16 protein-coding genes and 2 other annotated features (1 of these 18 only partly in view) are annotated in these 17,077 nt (G+C 43.0%); of the genes, 10 read left to right on the plus strand and 6 right to left on the minus strand.

Translation table 11 applies throughout. The features are described 5' to 3' along the window. Positions 1–98: a binding site (T-box leader), on the plus strand (it extends 117 nt beyond the left edge of the window). A gap of 103 nt (positions 99–201) precedes the next feature. Both T487_RS0107535 and T487_RS0107540 read left to right on the plus strand, forming a co-directional pair. Continuing rightward, positions 202–2,838 (plus strand): valine--tRNA ligase, encoded by a 2,637-nt coding sequence (locus T487_RS0107535; protein WP_036909299.1) that lies wholly within the window; start codon positions 202–204, stop codon positions 2,836–2,838. A gap of 171 nt (positions 2,839–3,009) precedes the next feature. Continuing rightward, positions 3,010–4,248, plus strand: a complete 1,239-nt coding sequence (locus T487_RS0107540) for a bifunctional folylpolyglutamate synthase/dihydrofolate synthase (RefSeq protein ID WP_155953254.1) — start codon at positions 3,010–3,012, stop codon at positions 4,246–4,248. 51 nt (positions 4,249–4,299) lie between these two features. Here the strand turns inward: T487_RS0107540 and T487_RS0107545 are convergent, their stop codons facing one another. Continuing rightward, a complete protein-coding gene (locus tag T487_RS0107545) occupies positions 4,300–4,824 on the minus strand; it encodes a DUF4364 family protein (protein ID WP_051651590.1) in 525 nt (174 codons plus the stop codon). A 205-nt stretch (positions 4,825–5,029) separates the two neighbouring features. On the opposite strand from T487_RS0107545, the gene T487_RS0107550 reads away from it, so the two are divergent. The 5 genes from T487_RS0107550 (at position 5,030) to T487_RS0107570 (ending at position 8,126) form a co-directional block, all read left to right on the plus strand. Beyond that, positions 5,030–5,710 (plus strand): single-stranded DNA-binding protein, encoded by a 681-nt coding sequence (locus tag T487_RS0107550; protein WP_031576056.1) that lies wholly within the window; start codon positions 5,030–5,032, stop codon positions 5,708–5,710. A 66-nt stretch (positions 5,711–5,776) separates the two neighbouring features. Beyond that, on the plus strand, positions 5,777–5,944 hold the full coding sequence (locus T487_RS16425; RefSeq protein WP_155953255.1) for a hypothetical protein: 168 nt from the start codon (positions 5,777–5,779) through the stop codon (positions 5,942–5,944). A gap of 130 nt (positions 5,945–6,074) precedes the next feature. Next, entirely contained in the window at positions 6,075–6,815 is a 741-nt protein-coding gene (locus tag T487_RS0107560) for a class I SAM-dependent DNA methyltransferase (RefSeq protein ID WP_031576058.1), read from the plus strand. After that, positions 6,808–7,692 (plus strand): Hsp33 family molecular chaperone HslO, encoded by an 885-nt coding sequence (gene hslO, locus T487_RS0107565; RefSeq protein WP_031576060.1) that lies wholly within the window; start codon positions 6,808–6,810, stop codon positions 7,690–7,692. Before T487_RS0107560 ends, hslO begins: the two co-directional genes overlap by 8 nt. Positions 7,693–7,850: 158 nt before the next feature. Continuing rightward, positions 7,851–8,126, plus strand: coding sequence for an HU family DNA-binding protein (locus T487_RS0107570; RefSeq protein WP_031576063.1), 276 nt, complete (start codon positions 7,851–7,853; stop codon positions 8,124–8,126). A 52-nt stretch (positions 8,127–8,178) separates the two neighbouring features. Here the strand turns inward: T487_RS0107570 and T487_RS0107575 are convergent, their stop codons facing one another. The 4 genes from T487_RS0107575 to T487_RS0107590 form a co-directional block, all read right to left on the minus strand. Further along, positions 8,179–9,918 (minus strand): NADH-dependent [FeFe] hydrogenase, group A6, encoded by a 1,740-nt coding sequence (locus tag T487_RS0107575; RefSeq protein ID WP_031576066.1) that lies wholly within the window; start codon positions 9,916–9,918, stop codon positions 8,179–8,181. A 5-nt stretch (positions 9,919–9,923) separates the two neighbouring features. After that, positions 9,924–11,801 (minus strand): NADH-quinone oxidoreductase subunit NuoF, encoded by a 1,878-nt coding sequence (locus T487_RS0107580; protein WP_031576068.1) that lies wholly within the window; start codon positions 11,799–11,801, stop codon positions 9,924–9,926. A 1-nt stretch (position 11,802) separates the two neighbouring features. Next, entirely contained in the window at positions 11,803–12,279 is a 477-nt protein-coding gene (locus T487_RS0107585; protein ID WP_031576071.1) for an NADH-quinone oxidoreductase subunit NuoE family protein, read from the minus strand. Between the two features lie 304 nt (positions 12,280–12,583). Next, positions 12,584–12,919: a hypothetical protein gene (locus T487_RS0107590; protein WP_031576074.1), complete on the minus strand. Its 336-nt coding sequence runs from the start codon at positions 12,917–12,919 to the stop codon at positions 12,584–12,586. A gap of 205 nt (positions 12,920–13,124) precedes the next feature. Further along, positions 13,125–13,344, plus strand: a binding site (T-box leader). A 41-nt stretch (positions 13,345–13,385) separates the two neighbouring features. Between T487_RS0107590 and thrS the strand changes: the two genes are divergently transcribed. The 3 genes from thrS (at position 13,386) to T487_RS0107605 (ending at position 16,548) form a co-directional block, all read left to right on the plus strand. Then, entirely contained in the window at positions 13,386–15,395 is a 2,010-nt protein-coding gene (thrS, locus tag T487_RS0107595) for a threonine--tRNA ligase (RefSeq protein WP_031576078.1), read from the plus strand. Beyond that, on the plus strand, positions 15,385–15,789 hold the full coding sequence (locus T487_RS0107600; protein ID WP_031576080.1) for an HNH endonuclease signature motif containing protein: 405 nt from the start codon (positions 15,385–15,387) through the stop codon (positions 15,787–15,789). The genes thrS and T487_RS0107600 overlap by 11 nt, the downstream gene beginning before the upstream one ends. Positions 15,790–15,921: 132 nt before the next feature. After that, positions 15,922–16,548 carry a glycerol-3-phosphate acyltransferase gene (locus T487_RS0107605; RefSeq protein WP_031576082.1) on the plus strand — a complete coding sequence of 209 codons (627 nt, stop codon included), beginning with the start codon at positions 15,922–15,924 and terminating at the stop codon, positions 16,546–16,548. Positions 16,549–16,609: 61 nt separating this feature from the next. On the opposite strand, the gene ndk is transcribed toward T487_RS0107605, so the two are convergent. Beyond that, positions 16,610–17,005, minus strand: coding sequence for a nucleoside-diphosphate kinase (ndk, locus tag T487_RS0107610; RefSeq protein WP_031576085.1), 396 nt, complete (start codon positions 17,003–17,005; stop codon positions 16,610–16,612). Positions 17,006–17,077 lie beyond the last annotated feature (72 nt).

The raw sequence follows: 17,077 nt of genomic DNA on the forward strand, positions 1-17,077 counted from the left end.
CTTTTATCTGTAAGTCCAGACGGTTGTTCCCAACCGTTATGTTTTGAGAGCCCATGGAAGTGGGAATAAAGGTGGTACCGCGAGTCTTCGTCCTTTTACAGGATGAAGACTCTTTTTTTATACACATTTTTCAGTATGCATATAGCTATGTTTGTACATTTTCTGTCCATGTGGGACAGAGGAATTCACTAGGAGGAAATTATGGAAAAGAAAAATCTCAACACAACGTACAACCCAAAGGATTTTGAGAAAAGAATCTATGAACACTGGCTGAAGAAGGACTACTTCACAGCCAAGGTGAATCCGGATAAAAAACCGTACACCATTGTGATGCCACCACCAAATATCACAGGAAAACTGCACATGGGTCATGCGCTGGATCTCACACTTCAGGATATGCTCATCAGATTCAAGAGAATGCAGGGTTTTGAGACCTTATGGCTTCCCGGAGAAGATCATGCATCCATTGCCACAGAGGTCCGGGTGGAAAATGAGCTTCTGAAAGAAGGCATCGTAAAAAAAGAAATCGGCCGAGAAGCTTTCCTCGAAAAGGTCTATGAATGGTCCGAAGAATATCGCGGAAAGATCAGAGATCAAGTTAAGAAACTGGGTTCTTCCTGTGATTTCACAAGAGAAGCCTTCACCATGGATGATAATCTTTCCAGAGCAGTCCGTGAGGTTTTTGTAAAGCTGTATAATGATGGGCTGATCTACCGTGGAGACAGAATCACCAACTGGTGTCCAAAGTGCCAGACAGCTCTTTCAGATGCAGAAATTGAATATGTGGAGACACAAGGCAACTTCTGGCATTTCAGATATCCTCTGACAGATGGAACTGGATACCTGGTCATTGCCACCACAAGACCGGAAACCATGCTGGGCGATACGGCTGTTGCTGTTCATCCAGAGGATGAACGGTTCCAGCACCTGGTTGGAAAAACCCTCACACTGCCCCTCATGAACCGGATCATTCCCATTGTGGCTGATGAGTATGTAGACAAGGAGTTTGGAACAGGTTGCGTAAAGATTACGCCCGCCCATGATCCTAATGACTTCCATGTAGGTGCCAGACATCATCTGGAAGCCATTAAAGTACTGGATGACCGTGGTGTTGTCAACGAACTGGGCGGAAAATACCAAGGAATGGACAGATATGAAGCAAGAAAAGCCATTGTCAAGGACATGGAAGAACTTGGTCTTTTGGAAAAAATCCAGCCTCATGTTCATAACGTGAATACCCATGACCGATGCGGAACAGTCATCGAACCTATCATGTCCAAACAGTGGTACGTAGAGATGAAGCCTCTGGCAGGACCTGCCATTGAAGCGGTAAAATCAAGAAAAACAAACTTTGTCCCAGAACGTTTTGAGAAAACATATTTCCACTGGCTGGAGAATATTCAGGACTGGTGTATTTCCAGACAGCTGTGGTGGGGACATCGAATTCCAGTCTGGTACTGTGATGACTGCCATGAAATCAATGTATCCAATGATGCTCCTACTTCCTGCAAAAAATGCGGAAGCACAAATCTCAGAGAAGAGGAAGATGTGCTGGATACCTGGTTCAGTTCTGCTCTATGGCCATTTTCCACACTGGGATGGCCCAATGAAACAGAAGATCTCAAATATTTCTATCCAACATCGACCCTGGTCACCGGGTATGATATCATTCCATTCTGGGTCATGAGAATGATGTTCTCCGGACTTTACAACATGAAGGAGATCCCATTTGATACTGTCTTTATTCATGGTATCGTGAGAGATTCCCAGGGCAGAAAGATGAGTAAGTCCTTAGGCAACGGCGTGGATCCGCTTCTCACCATCGATGAGTATGGTGCAGACGCCTTGAGATTCATGCTGATTACAGGAAATGCACCTGGAAGCGACATCCGTTTCTACCCTGAACGTGTAGAAGCCGCAAGAAACTTTGCCAATAAACTATGGAATGCTTCCAGATTTGTACTCATGAACCTGGATGACACCCTGCTTGAAACCTATAAAGACAGCGAGAACTACAGCTTGGCTGACCGCTGGATCCTGTCCAAGATGAATCATCTGATCGAGGAAGTCACGGAGAACTTTGAAAAGTTCGAGCTTGGCATTGCTCTGGCAAAAGTCTATGACTTTATCTGGAATGAGCTTTGTGACTGGTATATCGAACTGGTGAAACCAGTATTCTATAATGGAACCGATGAGGAGAAGGGAATCAGCTACCGCGTAATCCGCGAAGTGCTCATCAAATCCTTGAAGCTTCTTCATCCAACCATGCCTTTTATCACTGAAGAGATCTACTCCTTCCTGAACGATGAAGAAACCATCATGAAGGCACCATGGCCAGAAGCAGAGAAAATGTTCATGGATCCTGCCATTGAAGACACCATGAGTGGAATCATTGAAGCCATCAAGAGCATCCGAAATCTCCGAGCTGAAATGAACGTGCCAAATAAGAGAAAGACCATGCTGAACATTCTGCCAAACAGCGGAAAGGAAGAGGCCTTCAAAAGCTCAAGAGACTACCTGATGAAGCTTGCTTATGCAGAGGACATCACCTTACTTGAGAAAGCTCCTGAAGAAGAGGGCAGCGTAACTCTCGTCACGTCTACGGCGAAAATCTATATTCCGCTTTTGGATCTTGTGGACAGAGAAAAAGAACTGGAACGTCTCGAAAAAGAAAAACAGAAACTGCAGTCTGAAATCGAGCGCGTCAGCAAAAAACTGAACAACGAAAAATTCCTGGCCAATGCAAAAGAAGATGTGGTTCAGGAAGAGAGAGCCAAAGGGGAGAAGTACCAGTCCATGCTGGACGCGGTCCTTGAAAGAATTGGCGCTTTAAGCTAAGAACTGGGAGGGAAGATGGAAACATCTTCCTTCTTCTTGATTCTATGGCAGAGTTCATTATAATAGAGATAGAAAAATGGAAGGAATTTGGTGAACACCTTGAATTATCAGGAAACATTACAGAATCTGCATAGTATTCCTAGAAGAAAAAAAGAAAATGATCTGAAGAGAATGGAGAGGTTCATGGAACTTCTTGGTAATCCACAGAACACGCTGCGATGTGTTCATGTGGCAGGCACAAATGGAAAAGGATCCGTCTCCAAAATGATTGCACACAGCCTCACCACCAGCGGATATACGGCTGGACTGTTCACGTCACCTTATATCATTGAATTCAGAGAAAGAATTGCTGTAAATGGAGACTTGATCAAAGAAGAAGAAGTTATTGAATACTACAGCATCGTCCAAAAAGGCATTGAAACTCTTCTACAGGAAGACTTCGGTCATCCTTCGGAATTTGAAGTGGTCACTGCCATGGCTTTCATGTACTTCAAAGAAAAAAATGTGGATATCTGCGTCATAGAGGTTGGAATAGGAGGGCGATACGATGCCACCAATGTGCTCTTTCCCATATTATCGGTGATCACTTCCATTTCCAAGGACCATGTGAGTCAGCTGGGAGACACGCTTCGTGAAATCGCCTTCCATAAAGCTGGCATCATAAAATCAGCTCCAGTGATTGCTTCCTCACAAAAACAAGAAGTCAGAGAGGTACTCGACAGTGCTGCGGCTGAAAAGAAAACAGACATCACTTTCATCGAACCGGCCATGTATGAATTTTTAGAACTGGAAGGATCCAAACAAAAAATCTGTCTTCGGATGGATGGCATTCCGCCTTTTACTGTGAGACTGAATCTTCTTGGCACCTATCAGCTGGAGAATGCAGCCACTTCAGTGAAAGCTCTGCTGACACTTCAAAAGTCAGGCTACCAAAAGCTGACTGTGGAATCCATAAAAAAATCACTGGAAACAGTGACTTGGATTGGCCGAATGGAGGTCGTTCATACGACACCTTTCACCATTATGGATGGGGCTCATAATGAGGATGGAGCATCTCGGCTCGTGGAAAGTATCCAGTCCTATTTCCCCCAACAAAGAATTTTGCTTCTGCTGGGCATGCTGAAAGATAAGGATGTATCAGCCGTCACAAAGCTCCTTGCAGGGGCTGCAGCAATATGCTATCTTCATACACCAGATGATTTCCGGGCACTTCCAGAGACGGAACTGGCGTCTTATATTCCACCTGGAAAACCATACTTTCTTCGCCATACAGTGGAAGAAGCCTATAAAAAAGCTGTGGAGGACTTTACGGAAGGAGATCTTATCCTCTCCACAGGCTCACTCTACACCATCGGAGATATGAGGACCGCTGTAGAGAATACTTGGAAAGCGGACACGAAATCAGTTTAAAACGAGTAAAGTCCGGAGGAATACAGTCATGCTGCTTCCTCCGGACTTTTTCTACTGTCCTTTTTTACTGAGCTCCTTATAAAGAAGTTCATAAATCTTTGTAGACTCTTTCTTCCAGGTCTGAACGGATTTTTCTGCTGTCTCTTTCGTTGGCACTATCATACTGATCCGTATCAGCTCATCTTTGTTTTCAAAGGCACTCAATATCACCTGGAAGGCGCCGTGAGGACCTTCACTGATTTCATGAGTAATGGTGGTCTCCCGGATTAAATGGTTGATGTTTTCAGTGAGGTACGTATCGATGACCTTTTTCTTCCGGTCTGGAATCCTGTCCTGAAACATACCAAGAACACTTTTTCCCTGATCTGAAATCACCACTGCTTCCTTGTCATGAACAACATCCAGAAGCACCAGTCCAGTCTTTATGAGTTCTTCAATGTACTGCTGCAGTTCAAAATAATTGATGTACATGCATTCCAGAATAATATTTGAAAACTGAGTTTTCGTAAGAATCAGTTTAGACTGATTCAATGTATACAAAATGAGTAGTTTATTCTCTGCTAAAGCGTTGTCCATAATCTCCTCCTTAACACTATTTCCATGATACTCAAAAAACACGGTCATGACAACTGCAAAAGTATGAGAAGCCTTTGTGAAATAATTCCATATTTTTATGATATATTTCAGAGATGACTTGTAATCGAATACAAGTTTGTTATAATTAAATGTAGAACTTTTACAAAAGTGACATGTATATGGAACAAATGGGGGGAATTGCAACTTGGAAGAAACAAATGATAACATTGTCATCCTGGAAGGTCTTTTTGTACAGCCACCTGAATTCAGCCATGAGCTCTTTGGGGAAGAGTTCTATACCGGATTATTCTCTGTAAACCGGTTAAGTGATTCAAAGGATATTTTAAACATAACCATATCCAAGAAGCTGCTGCCTGAGAACGACAGCCTCCTGGAACAATACACGAAAATCACCGGGCAGCTCAGAAGCTACAACAAGGTGGTCGGATCAAAAAACAAACTGCTCCTCACTGTCTTTGCCAGAGATCTTGAATTTCCGGAACTCCATGCAGAAGAGCCCAATCTCATAGAGCTCACAGGATATATCTGCAAGGATCCCATCTATAGGATGACACCATTTGGCAGAGAAATTACTGATTTATTGCTGGCTGTGAACAGACAGTTCAATAAGACAGACTATATTCCAGTCATTGCCTGGGGGCGGAATGCGAAGTACACGAAAAACATGCAGGTAGGGGATATGCTGAAAATCACAGGAAGGCTCCAATCCCGAGGATACACAAAAACCTATCCGGATGGACGGACGGAAGATAAAATTGCCTATGAGGTTTCATCATCTTCCATACAGAAAGTGTATTCTGTAAACGATTTATCCGAAAAAGATGAGGATTCTGAAGAGAATGATAAAAATCTGAATATATCATAATTTCCATATTGACATCCTTTCTAATGAGCCTATAATTACATATTATAGACGAATAGAGGGATATTTATGGATAAAAGCTTACTTCTATTCCAAGGCGTAGTGATACTTCTGATGCTTTTTGCAGCTGTACTTTTCATCCTGGATCAGGCCTATCTGCAAGGCATCCTGTATATCGCCATTGGTTTTGTATTTCTGGTTTATTCCCTGGCAGGGAGAAAAAAGAAATCTCAATAGCATACCTGATTAAGACTGCTGAACAGCAGTCTTTTTTTGCACTTCTTACACGCTAGGATAAAACTGTGATTTATGATAAAATACTAGAATCATAACTGCATATAGTAATGTTGGAAGGAACTGTGATGAAATGGAAAGTTATCATGATTTTTCAAGAATTTATGATATGCTGATTCAGGAAGATATCTGCTATGAGGAGATTGCATCCTATATTTTAGGACGCGTAGAGAAGAAAAACCGTTATCTGGACCTTGGATGCGGCACAGGCACATTATCGATTCTCATTGCCAGACATTTTCAGGAAACCTATCTTGTGGATCTGTCACCGGATATGCTTACTGAAGCAGTGTCAAAATTCACCGATGCCGGATTGCACCATAAAGCCTATGCCCTGTCCATGGACGAGATTGATTTCAGGAAAGAGTTTGATCTGGTCACCTCATCCATCGATGCGCTTAATTATCTTCTGGAGGAAAACCAGGTACAAGAGGTGTTCAAGAAGGTGTTTGCCCATCTCACAGCAGATGGGGTATTTATCTTTGATGTCCAGTCTCCATATAAGATTAAAGAGATTCTCGGAAATAATGACTTTGTATATACTACGGATGATCTGGTCTATACGTGGGAAAACTTTCTGGACAATGATACTGTAGAGATGTCATTAAACTTCTTCGTCCCACATGGAGATCTTTATGAACGTATTGAGGAGTTTCATATGGAACGGGCATACGAGTCAGATGTTCTGATATCAATGCTGAAAACTGCAGGTTTCCAAAGTATAGAGCTCTATGACAATTATTCAATAAACAAACCGGTGCAAACCACAGAACGATGGACGATTATTGCAAGAAAGAGGGAACAAAATGGATAAATTGATACATGCAATGGCTAAAGAAGGCAGCGTTAGAATTATTGCTGCTGAGACGACTGCGCTCGTGAATGAGGCAGTGAAAAACCACAATACGATGCCTACCGCAACCGCTGCTTACGGAAGAATGCTAACCGCTGGTGCAATGATGGGTTCTATGCTGAAAGGAGAACAGGACTCTGTCACCGTTCAGATAAACGGTGGCGGTATCTCTGGTGGCATTCTCATCACTGGGCGTTCCGAGGGACGGGTAAAAGGGTATATTGTGAATCCCGATGCGGATATGGTGCACAATGACCTTGGAAAGCTCAATGTTTCCGGAATTATTGGTCTGGATGGAAAACTCACGGTAATCACAGATTTGGGAATGAAAGAGCCCTATGTGAGCTCTGTCCCCATCTATACTGGAGAAATCGCAGAAGATCTGGCCTATTACTATACTGTCTCTGAGCAGACTCCGTCTGCTGTGGCTTTAGGCGTTCTCGTGGACGTAGACGGCAGTGTAATGAAGTCCGGAGGCTTTATCATACAGATGATGCCCGGTGCGGATGAAATGCTGGCGGACCTCATCACGTATCGCTTAGAGGAAATCCCAAGCTTGACCACACTGCTTCGTGATGGAAATTCCATTCTCGAAGTGCTTCAGTTTATTTTCGAAGACATGGACCTTCAGGTTCTCACAGAAGGCACACCTGTCCTTTATTGCGACTGTTCAAGAGATAGAGTGGAAAAAGCATTCCTCTCCATTGGGGAAGAAGAACTGACAAAGCTTTATGACGAAAATAAGGAAGAAGAACTGGTCTGCCATTTCTGCAACAAAAAGTATAACTTCACCCATATAGATATTGGAAATCTTCTTCAAGAGATCAGAAAGCACTAGGAGCGGGACCCTGTTCCTGAATATTGATGCAGTATTTTGAAACCCTTTAACTCAAAAAAAGAGTACGCTTCAGGAACAAAATCTCGTGAAGCACTTGATTTCTAAGGTGAATTCTGTTTTAATAATCTTTGTGTTCAGAAATAAGGAGGACTATGTAAATGAATAAAGCACAACTCGTAACTAAGATTGCAGAAAAAACAAACTTCACCAAAAAGGATTCTGAAAAGGTTCTGAAAGCTACCATCGAGAGCATCGTAGAAGCACTCACAGAAGGGGATAAGGTACAGCTTTCCGGTTTCGGTACTTTTGAAGTTAAGAATAGAAAAGCTAGGGTAGGAAGAAATCCTAAGACCAACGAAGAGATCCAGATTCCAGAGTTCAAGCAGCCAGCATTCAGAGCTGGTAAAGACCTCAAGGACATCATCAACAAGTAAAAAATTCAAAGTAAAAGAGCAGCAACCGCTGCTCTTTTTGTCTTTTATTCTTTTACTTTTCACGTTCGAAGTATTTGGTGTGCAGAAGCTTGTGCGCCATCTCTCCACCAGGTTCTCCGAGGAATTCTTTATAAAGATCCTGAATGTATGGATTTTCATGGGACATTCTGATGCTCTGACTCTGGTCGATGGCATAGATTCCTTTTGCTCTCTCTTTGAGAATCTCCAGGTCTCCATGATGGTAGGGCTGTCCACCACCGCCTATACAGCCTCCAGGACAAGCCATAATCTCAATGGCATGGTAGTTGCTCTTTCCTTTTCTGATGTTCTCCAGAAGCGTTCTGGCGTTTCCAAGGCCATTGGCAATGGCGATGTTCAGTTTGAGGTCTCCGATTTCAACGGTTGCCTCACGGAGTCCTTCCATTCCACGCACTTCATTGTAGTCAATCTTATCAATTGCGCCTCCTGTGAGCTGAACTGCTGCGGTTCTTAGCGCCGCTTCAATAACGCCACCTGTGGTGCCGAAGATCTGCGCCGCACCTGAAGATTCTCCTAGTGGATTGTCATATTCGGAGTCTTCCAGCATGAGGAAATTCATTCCAGCTTCTTTGATCATTCTTCCAAGCTCTCTGGTGGTGATCACCACATCCACGTCCTTTACTCCGCCATATTCAAGCTCTGGTCTTTCTGCCTCATATTTCTTCGCTACACAAGGCATGACTGAAACCACCACAACATCTTTGGGATCGATGTTCATCTTCTTTGCGAAGTAATGCTTTGTGATGGCCCCAAACATCTCGTGAGGGGACTTGCAGCTGGATGGAATATCCAATAAATCTGGGAACTGATGTTCAAAGAACTTGACCCAGGCAGGGCAGCAGCTGGTAAGGATTGGCAGCTTTTTATTGTTCTGGATCCTATTGATCATCTCATGGGCTTCTTCCATAATGGTCAAATCCGCAGCGAAATTCGTATCAAAAACATAACTGAATCCAAGATTCTTGAGGGCTGTGACCATCTTTCCAGTCACTACAGCTCCGGGCTCGAGACCGAACAGCTCTCCAATGGCTACACGCACAGCAGGAGCCACTTGCACAACCACTGTTTTTGACTTGTCCGCCAGTGCATTCCATACTTTGGACACATTGTCAATTTCAACAAGTGCGCCAGTAGGGCATACAGCTACACACTGACCACAGAATGTACAGACCGTTTCTCCAAGCGGTGCGTGGAAAGCAGGCCCCACAACAGTATCAAACCCACGGTCAAGACCGGAAAGCGCATGTACCGTCTGCACTTCATTACACATGGTTTCACATCTTCTGCAAAGTATACATTTAGAAGAATCGCGATAAATGGCTTTAGAAGACATATCCACAGGGAACAGAGACATCTCGCCTTCGTAATGAACCTGCTTTATGCCCAAATCTGCTGAAATCTTCTGCAGCTCACATTCCTGATTCTTCAAGCACACCAGACAATCCTTTGGATGATCGGATATGAGAAGCTCCACCATGGTTCTTCTGGCTTTAATGGAACGGATGGTATCTGTCTTGATCTTCATGCCTTCATATACTGGCGTGGAACAAGCGGGAGCAAGATTTCTTCTTCCTTCCACTTCCACAACACAAGCTCTGCAGGATGCCACTTTGTTCACCATCTTGATGTTGTGAAGGTCCAAATGGCAAAGGGTAGGGATTTTGATATTCAGAGTTTCTGCTGCCTGCAAAATGGTGAAATCTGCAGGAACCTGAATCTCCTTATTATTAATGGTGATATTGACCATAACGATTCCTCCTAAACAATTTGAACTGCCTTAATAGGCTTCACTGGACAAGCGGTGTAACAAGCACCACATTTGATGCATTTTTCCTGATCGATGACATGTTTCTCTCTGACTTTTCCTGAAATTGCATCTACTGGACATGCTCTAGCGCATTTTGTACAGCCGATACATGCATCTGAAATCACATAGCGCATCAGGTCTCTACATACTCCTGAAGGACATCGTTTCTCTATAATATGAGCACGGTATTCATCCTCAAAAAACTTAATTGTGCTTAAGATTGGATTTGGCGCGGTCTGTCCAAGTCCGCACAATGAGGTGTCCTTAATGGTTTCCGAGAGGTTCTTAAGCTTCTCAAGATCCGCTTCTTCACCTTTTCCTTGAGTGATTCTTTCGAGGATTTCAAGAAGTCTCTTGTTACCAACTCTACATGCAGTACATTTACCGCAAGATTCTTCTACCGTAAAGTCCAGATAGAATTTAGCGATATCCACCATGCAGTTCTCTTCATCCATGACAATCATTCCACCTGAACCCATCATGGATCCGATGCGGTTCAAAGACTCATAGTCAATAGGAGTATCCAGATCTTTCTCTGTGATGCAGCCACCTGAAGGTCCTCCTGTCTGGACCGCCTTGAAAGCATGTCCACCTTTAATGCCACCACCGATTTCATAGATGATTTCTCTCAAGGTGATGCCCATAGGTACTTCCACAAGACCTACATTGTTGATCTTTCCTGCTAAAGCAAATACTTTGGTTCCTTTTGAGAACTCTGTTCCGATGGAAGCATACCACTCTGCACCTTTCTGGAAAATCACAGGAACATTCGCAAGAGTCTCTACATTGTTTACACAGGTAGGCTTTCCGAAAAGACCTGACTCAGAAGGGTAGGGAGGCTTTGATACAGGTTCTCCACGGTGACCTTCTATACTCTGAATGAGAGCAGTTTCTTCACCACATACAAAAGCACCTGCGCCATACTTGATCTCAAGATCAAAATCAAATCCGGTATTCAGTATGTTTTTGCCGAGAAGATTATATTCTTTCGCCTGTGCTATGGCAATCTTGAGTCTCTTAATGGCCAGGGGATATTCTGCTCTGATATAAACAATACCTTTATTTGCACCGATAGCAAATCCGCCGATGGCCATAGCTTCGATGATGCTGTGCGGATCTCCTTCCAGAATGGATCGGTCCATAAATGCGCCTGGATCTCCTTCATCGGCATTACAAACCATATACTTTTCTGTACCTGGGCTTCTTAAGGTCATACCCCATTTGGATCCTGTAGGATAGCCACCGCCGCCACGCCCACGCAGTCCTGAATCTTTCAGATGGTTCACCACATCGATGGGCTGCTTGTTTGCAAGGATATCTGCCAAAGCAACATATCCATCATTGGCGATATACTCATCAATTCTTTCAGGATCGATGAGACCGCAGTTTCTTAAAGCAATTCGGTTCTGTTTACCATAGAAGTCCATATGGTGCTGCGTATCTATTTTCTTTTTGGTCTTGGGATCCACATAGAGGAGACGTTCAACAATTTCACCCTCCATAAGGTGTGAAGAGATGATATCATCCACATCGGAAACCTTCACTTCAGTATAAAATACATCATCAGGATATACTTTAACAATGGGACCTTTTTCACAGAATCCGAAACAACCTGTAATATGGCACGTAGCTTTATCCGACATATTGCGCTTTTTCAGCTCATTGTTGAATTCCTGTACGATTTCTTTACTCATAGCACTGTGGCAGCCAGTTCCCGCACACACGAGGATTTCTCTTTTTCCGGTGACCGCTTCCACATTCTTTCTCAGGAAGAGAAGGCCTTGGCTCTGCTCTTTTACTCTCTGTAGATCTTCAATACTTCTTAGCATATTACACCTCACACTCACTGATGATTTTTGCTACATCAGCGCTTTCAACTCTTCCGTAGACTTTATCATTGACCATAACAACAGGGGCCAATCCACAAGCTCCTACACAGCGCAAGGAATCAATGGTATAAATACCGTCAATGGAGGTTTCTCCCGATTTCAATCTCAACTGGGACTCCAGTTCTCTTAGAATCTTATCCGCTCCTCGAACAAAACAGGCGGTACCCATGCAGACATTGATCACATTCTTACCTCTAGGTTCAGTCGTGAAATAAGAGTAAAAACTTACCACACCATAAATCTTAGCCCTTGGGACGCCAATCTTGTCACTGATATGGGCCACCAGTTCTTCTGAGATGTACCCGAAGAGGTTTTGAGCCTTATGAAGCACTTCGATGAGGTCAGATTCTTTCGCATGAATGTCATCAATAAAAGTGTCCAGCTCCTGGATTTTTGGATTTTCAAGTAAACTACACATTAATTCTCCCCCTTGTTAAATAATTGCCAAACAATATTAATTATAGCCCGAGAGCATCCTCAAATCAATGGAAAACGCCTGAATTCAGTACAATTTACATTATTGTCAAATTATTATCATTTTAATTCAAAAAGAGGCAGTTGTTGTAAGTGGATGCTATGAGAAATGGGGTAAACGCGATTTTTATTTCCTAGTAAAACACTAAGAAATCCAGCATTTTCAACGGTTTTCATCAATAAAAACAGGCGCAACTCTTCTGGAAGTATCGTCCTTCCCTCAGAAGCCCCACCTGAACTGTCTCATATTATTCAAAAAAAGATTCACAATCGCTGTTCATTATAAAAATCGATACATCTTCCACTTTAGTGCCAGAAAAAATATTGATCTCATCTTTCAAAATCTGCGCCAGCACTTTTTTCTCCTCCAATGCAAGGGGAGGGCAGGAGACCACGTCAATATGAATAAAGTCTCCTAGATTAGACTCCATATCGGAGCGGAACTCAGATTCATAGAAAATCACACGAACATCCTTATCCGGTAATGAAAAACATCCTGCTACCCGGAACACAATACTTTTAATCAGACGGTTCTTCCTTTCATGGCCACTGCACCGCGGGAAATGAAGTGAAATAGTAAGCATTAAAAAAACCTCCTTATCCTCCTTCATTATACTTTGAAAAGTGTCCTAAAAAAAGACTGTAAACGTTTATTTTTTCTTTGGCCCAACTAAGATTTCCGTGGTGCTGCCAACGAAAAGAGAAGGAACCTCCGTATTCCTTGCATTTGATGATATCTTCCGTTGACGGTGCTTTTTTTATCCGCTATAATAAAGGAAATTCAATATCATCAACATGATGAACAGGACGAGTACTTATTAGAATTCTCAAAGAGAAGGAAACCACGGCTGGAAGTTTCCAGTGAGTTCTACTAACGAAGACCCCCTGGGAGTGGAGTACGAGGATAGTTTTTATATAAGTGCTTCCGTTTGCCGCGTTAAGGCGTAGAGTGATAATAAAGTTTATCTTTATTTTAATTAGGGTGGAACCGCGACGACTCGTCCCTTTCTGAGGGACGGGTCTATTTTTATTTATATAGGAGGAATGGAAATGATCAACATAACATTAAAAGACGGAAATGTCATAGAGCTTGAAAAAGGCTCAACGGTAAAAGATGCTGCATTTGCAATCTCATCTGGCCTTGGCCGAGCTGCCATGGCAGGAAGGGTGAACGGAGAACGGGTAGACCTAAGGTTCCCTCTGGAAGAGGACTGCACCCTCGAAATCAGAACTTTTGATGATGAAGACGGACAGCATGCTTTCCGTCACACATCTTCCCACATTCTGGCCCTGGCAGTGAAGAGGCTTTATCCAGAAGTGAAACTGGCCATCGGACCAGCCATCGCAGACGGATATTACTATGATTTCGATAAAGAGGGCAGTTTCTCTGCAGAAGACCTTCTGAAGATTGAAGAAGAAATGAAGAAAATTGTAAAGGATGATCTGAAACTGGAAAGATACACTCTTTCTAGAGAAGAAGCCATTGCACTCATGAAAGAAATGGATGAGCCTTACAAGGTAGAGCTTATTGAAGATCTTCCTGAAGATGAGGTATTATCCTTCTATAAAATGGGAGAATTTGTGGATCTCTGTGCTGGGCCACATATTTCCTCCACAAAGCTCGTTAAGGCATTTAAACTGACCCAGGTGGCAGGTGCTTACTGGAGAGGTTCTGAGAAAAACAAAATGCTCACAAGAATCTACGGCACTTCTTTCCCTAAGAAAGCAGATCTGGATGAATATCTGCTAAGAATAGAAGAAGCCAAGAAAAGAGACCACAACAAGATTGGCAGAGAGCTCGGTATATTCACATCTTCCGAACTGATTGGCCAGGGTCTTCCACTGTTCAAGAAAAATGGAACCAAAATTCTCCAGGTCATGAAGAGATTCATAGAGGATCTGGAAGAAAGCAGAGGGTATGAGTTTACACAGACACCTCTCATGTCCAAGTCTGATCTGTTCAAAATTTCAGGACACTGGGATCATTATAAGGATGGTATGTTCATCATGTGCCAGGATCCTCATGGTCATGGAGACCTGTTCGGCGACGATGTGGAAGGGGAAGTCATGGCTTTAAGACCTATGACCTGTCCTTTCCAGTTTGCCATCTATAACTCTGATCAGCACAGCTATAGAGACCTTCCCGTGAGAATGGGTGAAACCTCTACACTATTCAGAAACGAATCCTCAGGCGAGATGCACGGTTTAACAAGAGTCCGTCAGTTCACCATATCAGAAGGTCATCTGATCGTAAGACCAGATCAGCTGGAAGAAGAGTTCAAGGGAGTTCTTGACCTGACCAACTATGTCATGGAAGTACTTGGCATCAAGGATGACATTACCTATAGATTCTCCAAATGGGATCCCAAGGACACACATAAATACATCAATAATCCTGAAGCATGGGAAGCAACCCAGAACACCATGAGAGAGATTCTCGATCATGCAGGTGTAGATTACGTGGAAGCAGAAGGAGAGGCCGCTTTCTATGGTCCAAAGCTTGACCTTCAGATGAAAAACGTGCACGGCAAAGAAGACACCATCATCACAGTTCAGATTGACTTTGCTCTTCCCGGCAGATTCAATATGACGTATGTTGATAAAGACGGTCAGAAGAAGCATCCTATCGTCATTCATAGAACGTCCATCGGCTGTTATGAAAGAACTTTGGCCATCCTCATTGAGAAATATGCGGGCGCAATGCCACTATGGCTTGCTCCAGTCCAGGTAAGACTTCTTCCTATCTCTGAAAAGTATCATGATTATGTGGAAGAAGTGCTGGCACTCATGAAGAAAAAGGGAATCCGCGCAGAAATGGATGAGAGAAACGAAAAAATCGGATACAAAATTCGAGAGGCTAGAAATGAGAAGATTCCATACTTTGTGGTCATCGGAGAACAAGAGCAGGAGAACGGCACATTATCCGTAACCAGCAGAGAAAAGGGTGATGAAGGCAAGGTTTCCATGGAAGATTTCATCAACAGAATTATCATGGAAGACGAAAGCAAGTTCAATTATCATTTTGCTAAAAAAGCTGAAGAAACAAAGGATGAAAACTAAAGATTTGAATCCTTGCACTGTTTGCGGGAGAAAAGGAGACAGGCATCACATCATTCATAAAGAAGAAGGTGGGCTTGATTATCCCTTGAACAGGATCTATTTATGTGATGAGCATCATAGGGGACCTCACGGTCCCCATAAAGATCCCCAGGTGGATGCTTCTTATAAAAAAATGCTCTACGAAAAACTGCATCTTCTTTTCGAAAAACCTTATTATCAGGTGGAAGAGATTAAATCTTCCATCCATCTCTCAGCAAGCCTTCTTAGAACCGTAACAAAAACACTGAAACGATATAAGGAAGGGTACAGGAACGTGGACCTCATTGATTTTCTCATGAGCGGTCACCACATTTCTGATGAGGAGCTTGAACCAGAGCTGTTTTTGGACGAGTGATTGAAAAATCACACTATAGTACTGCAGCTTGAAGATTCCATATCTGGCCAATGCTGTAGCGTACTTTCGCTCTTGCCACGCCATCACTACAACACAGAATAAACAAATCGGACATCGTTCCTTAGGAGACACATGAAAGAAATCATCATTTCCGCTGTCGTCGGATATTTATTAGGCAACATCCAAGCTGCATATATACTTGGAAAACTGATCAAAAAAGTGGATATCAGGACCATGGGGCAAGGAAATGCCGGCGCATCCAATGCCGTAGAATCTCTTGGCTGGAAGTTCGGGGTACTGGTTGCTATCATCGATGTGTTGAAAGGCGCAGTTTCTATCTTGCTCATCAAGATGCTCTTTAAGGTTGAGCTGAACTCAGAAGGAGCCTTTCTTCTTTATCTTGCTGGCTATACAGCGATTTTAGGGCATATCTATCCATTTTATATGAATTTTAAAGGTGGAAAGGGAACTGCAACTCTTATCGGTATTCTACTTGGTATGAATCCATTGTATGGTCTCATAGGCATCCTTTTTATTGCAGCCACCACTTTTCTGACAGATTATATTGTGCTTGGCACTGCAGCACTGACTACTTATGTGGTAGTTCTGACGTATTTGAAAGATTTGGGCCCAGGTGCCCTCATCTTGTCAATCTTAGGGGCACTTCTAAGTATGTTTCTGCATCGTAAGAATTATAAAAGAATCAAACTTGGCACCGAGACAAGGCTGTCACAGGTGCTTGGCAGAAAGAAGAAATAGGCAAAAACTCAAAAGACCGCTTCAAGTTCTAAAACTTAAAGCGGTCTTTTCTCATGGTTTTCTAAAACCAGATATTGATTTCTTTTTCTGCACTTTCCTGAGAGTCTGAAGCATGAACTGTATTCTCACGATAGCTGACACCATAGAGCTTTCTGACCGTACCAGTTTCTGCATCTGCAGGATTGGTTTTTCCGTTCAGTTCTCTCACTTTTTGGATGGCATTCTCACCTTCAAGCACCATGGCTACCAAAGGACTTCTTGTGATGTAGGTAATAAGAGGCTCAAAGTAGTCTCTTCCCTCATGTTCCTTATAATGCTCCGTCGCAGTCTCCACATCCGCATGAACCATACGAAGTTTAGTGACTTTCAGGCTGTTTGCCTCATAAAGTGCTATAATGTTGCCGATGAGGTTTCTTTCCACCGCATCAGGTTTGATCAGTACCAAGGTGTTTTCCATAATAATCTCCTATCAAACGTTATTTTAAACCATTATATCAGGGTTTTAATACCTTGTGAAGAGCAAATATAC

Origin of the sequence: Proteiniclasticum ruminis DSM 24773 (assembly GCF_000701905.1) — a bacterium.
In the GTDB taxonomy this organism is placed as follows: Bacteria; Bacillota; Clostridia; order Clostridiales; family Clostridiaceae; genus Proteiniclasticum; species Proteiniclasticum ruminis.

Excerpts from the sequence above, each read along its gene's own strand:
- T487_RS0107535 (WP_036909299.1), top strand. The coding sequence starts at position 202 with ATGGAAAAGAAAAATCTCAACACAACGTACAACCCAAAGGATTTTGAG.
- T487_RS0107540 (WP_155953254.1), top strand. The coding sequence starts at position 3,010 with ATGGAGAGGTTCATGGAACTTCTTGGTAATCCACAGAACACGCTGCGA.
- T487_RS0107545 (WP_051651590.1), bottom strand. The coding sequence starts at position 4,824 with ATGGACAACGCTTTAGCAGAGAATAAACTACTCATTTTGTATACATTG.
- T487_RS16425 (WP_155953255.1), top strand. The coding sequence starts at position 5,777 with ATGGATAAAAGCTTACTTCTATTCCAAGGCGTAGTGATACTTCTGATG.
- T487_RS0107560 (WP_031576058.1), top strand. The coding sequence starts at position 6,075 with ATGGAAAGTTATCATGATTTTTCAAGAATTTATGATATGCTGATTCAG.
- hslO (WP_031576060.1), top strand. The coding sequence starts at position 6,808 with ATGGATAAATTGATACATGCAATGGCTAAAGAAGGCAGCGTTAGAATT.
- T487_RS0107570 (WP_031576063.1), top strand. The coding sequence starts at position 7,851 with ATGAATAAAGCACAACTCGTAACTAAGATTGCAGAAAAAACAAACTTC.
- T487_RS0107580 (WP_031576068.1), bottom strand. The coding sequence starts at position 11,801 with ATGCTAAGAAGTATTGAAGATCTACAGAGAGTAAAAGAGCAGAGCCAA.
- T487_RS0107585 (WP_031576071.1), bottom strand. The coding sequence starts at position 12,279 with ATGTGTAGTTTACTTGAAAATCCAAAAATCCAGGAGCTGGACACTTTT.
- T487_RS0107590 (WP_031576074.1), bottom strand. The coding sequence starts at position 12,919 with ATGCTTACTATTTCACTTCATTTCCCGCGGTGCAGTGGCCATGAAAGG.
- thrS (WP_031576078.1), top strand. The coding sequence starts at position 13,386 with ATGATCAACATAACATTAAAAGACGGAAATGTCATAGAGCTTGAAAAA.
- T487_RS0107600 (WP_031576080.1), top strand. The coding sequence starts at position 15,385 with ATGAAAACTAAAGATTTGAATCCTTGCACTGTTTGCGGGAGAAAAGGA.
- T487_RS0107605 (WP_031576082.1), top strand. The coding sequence starts at position 15,922 with ATGAAAGAAATCATCATTTCCGCTGTCGTCGGATATTTATTAGGCAAC.
- ndk (WP_031576085.1), bottom strand. The coding sequence starts at position 17,005 with ATGGAAAACACCTTGGTACTGATCAAACCTGATGCGGTGGAAAGAAAC.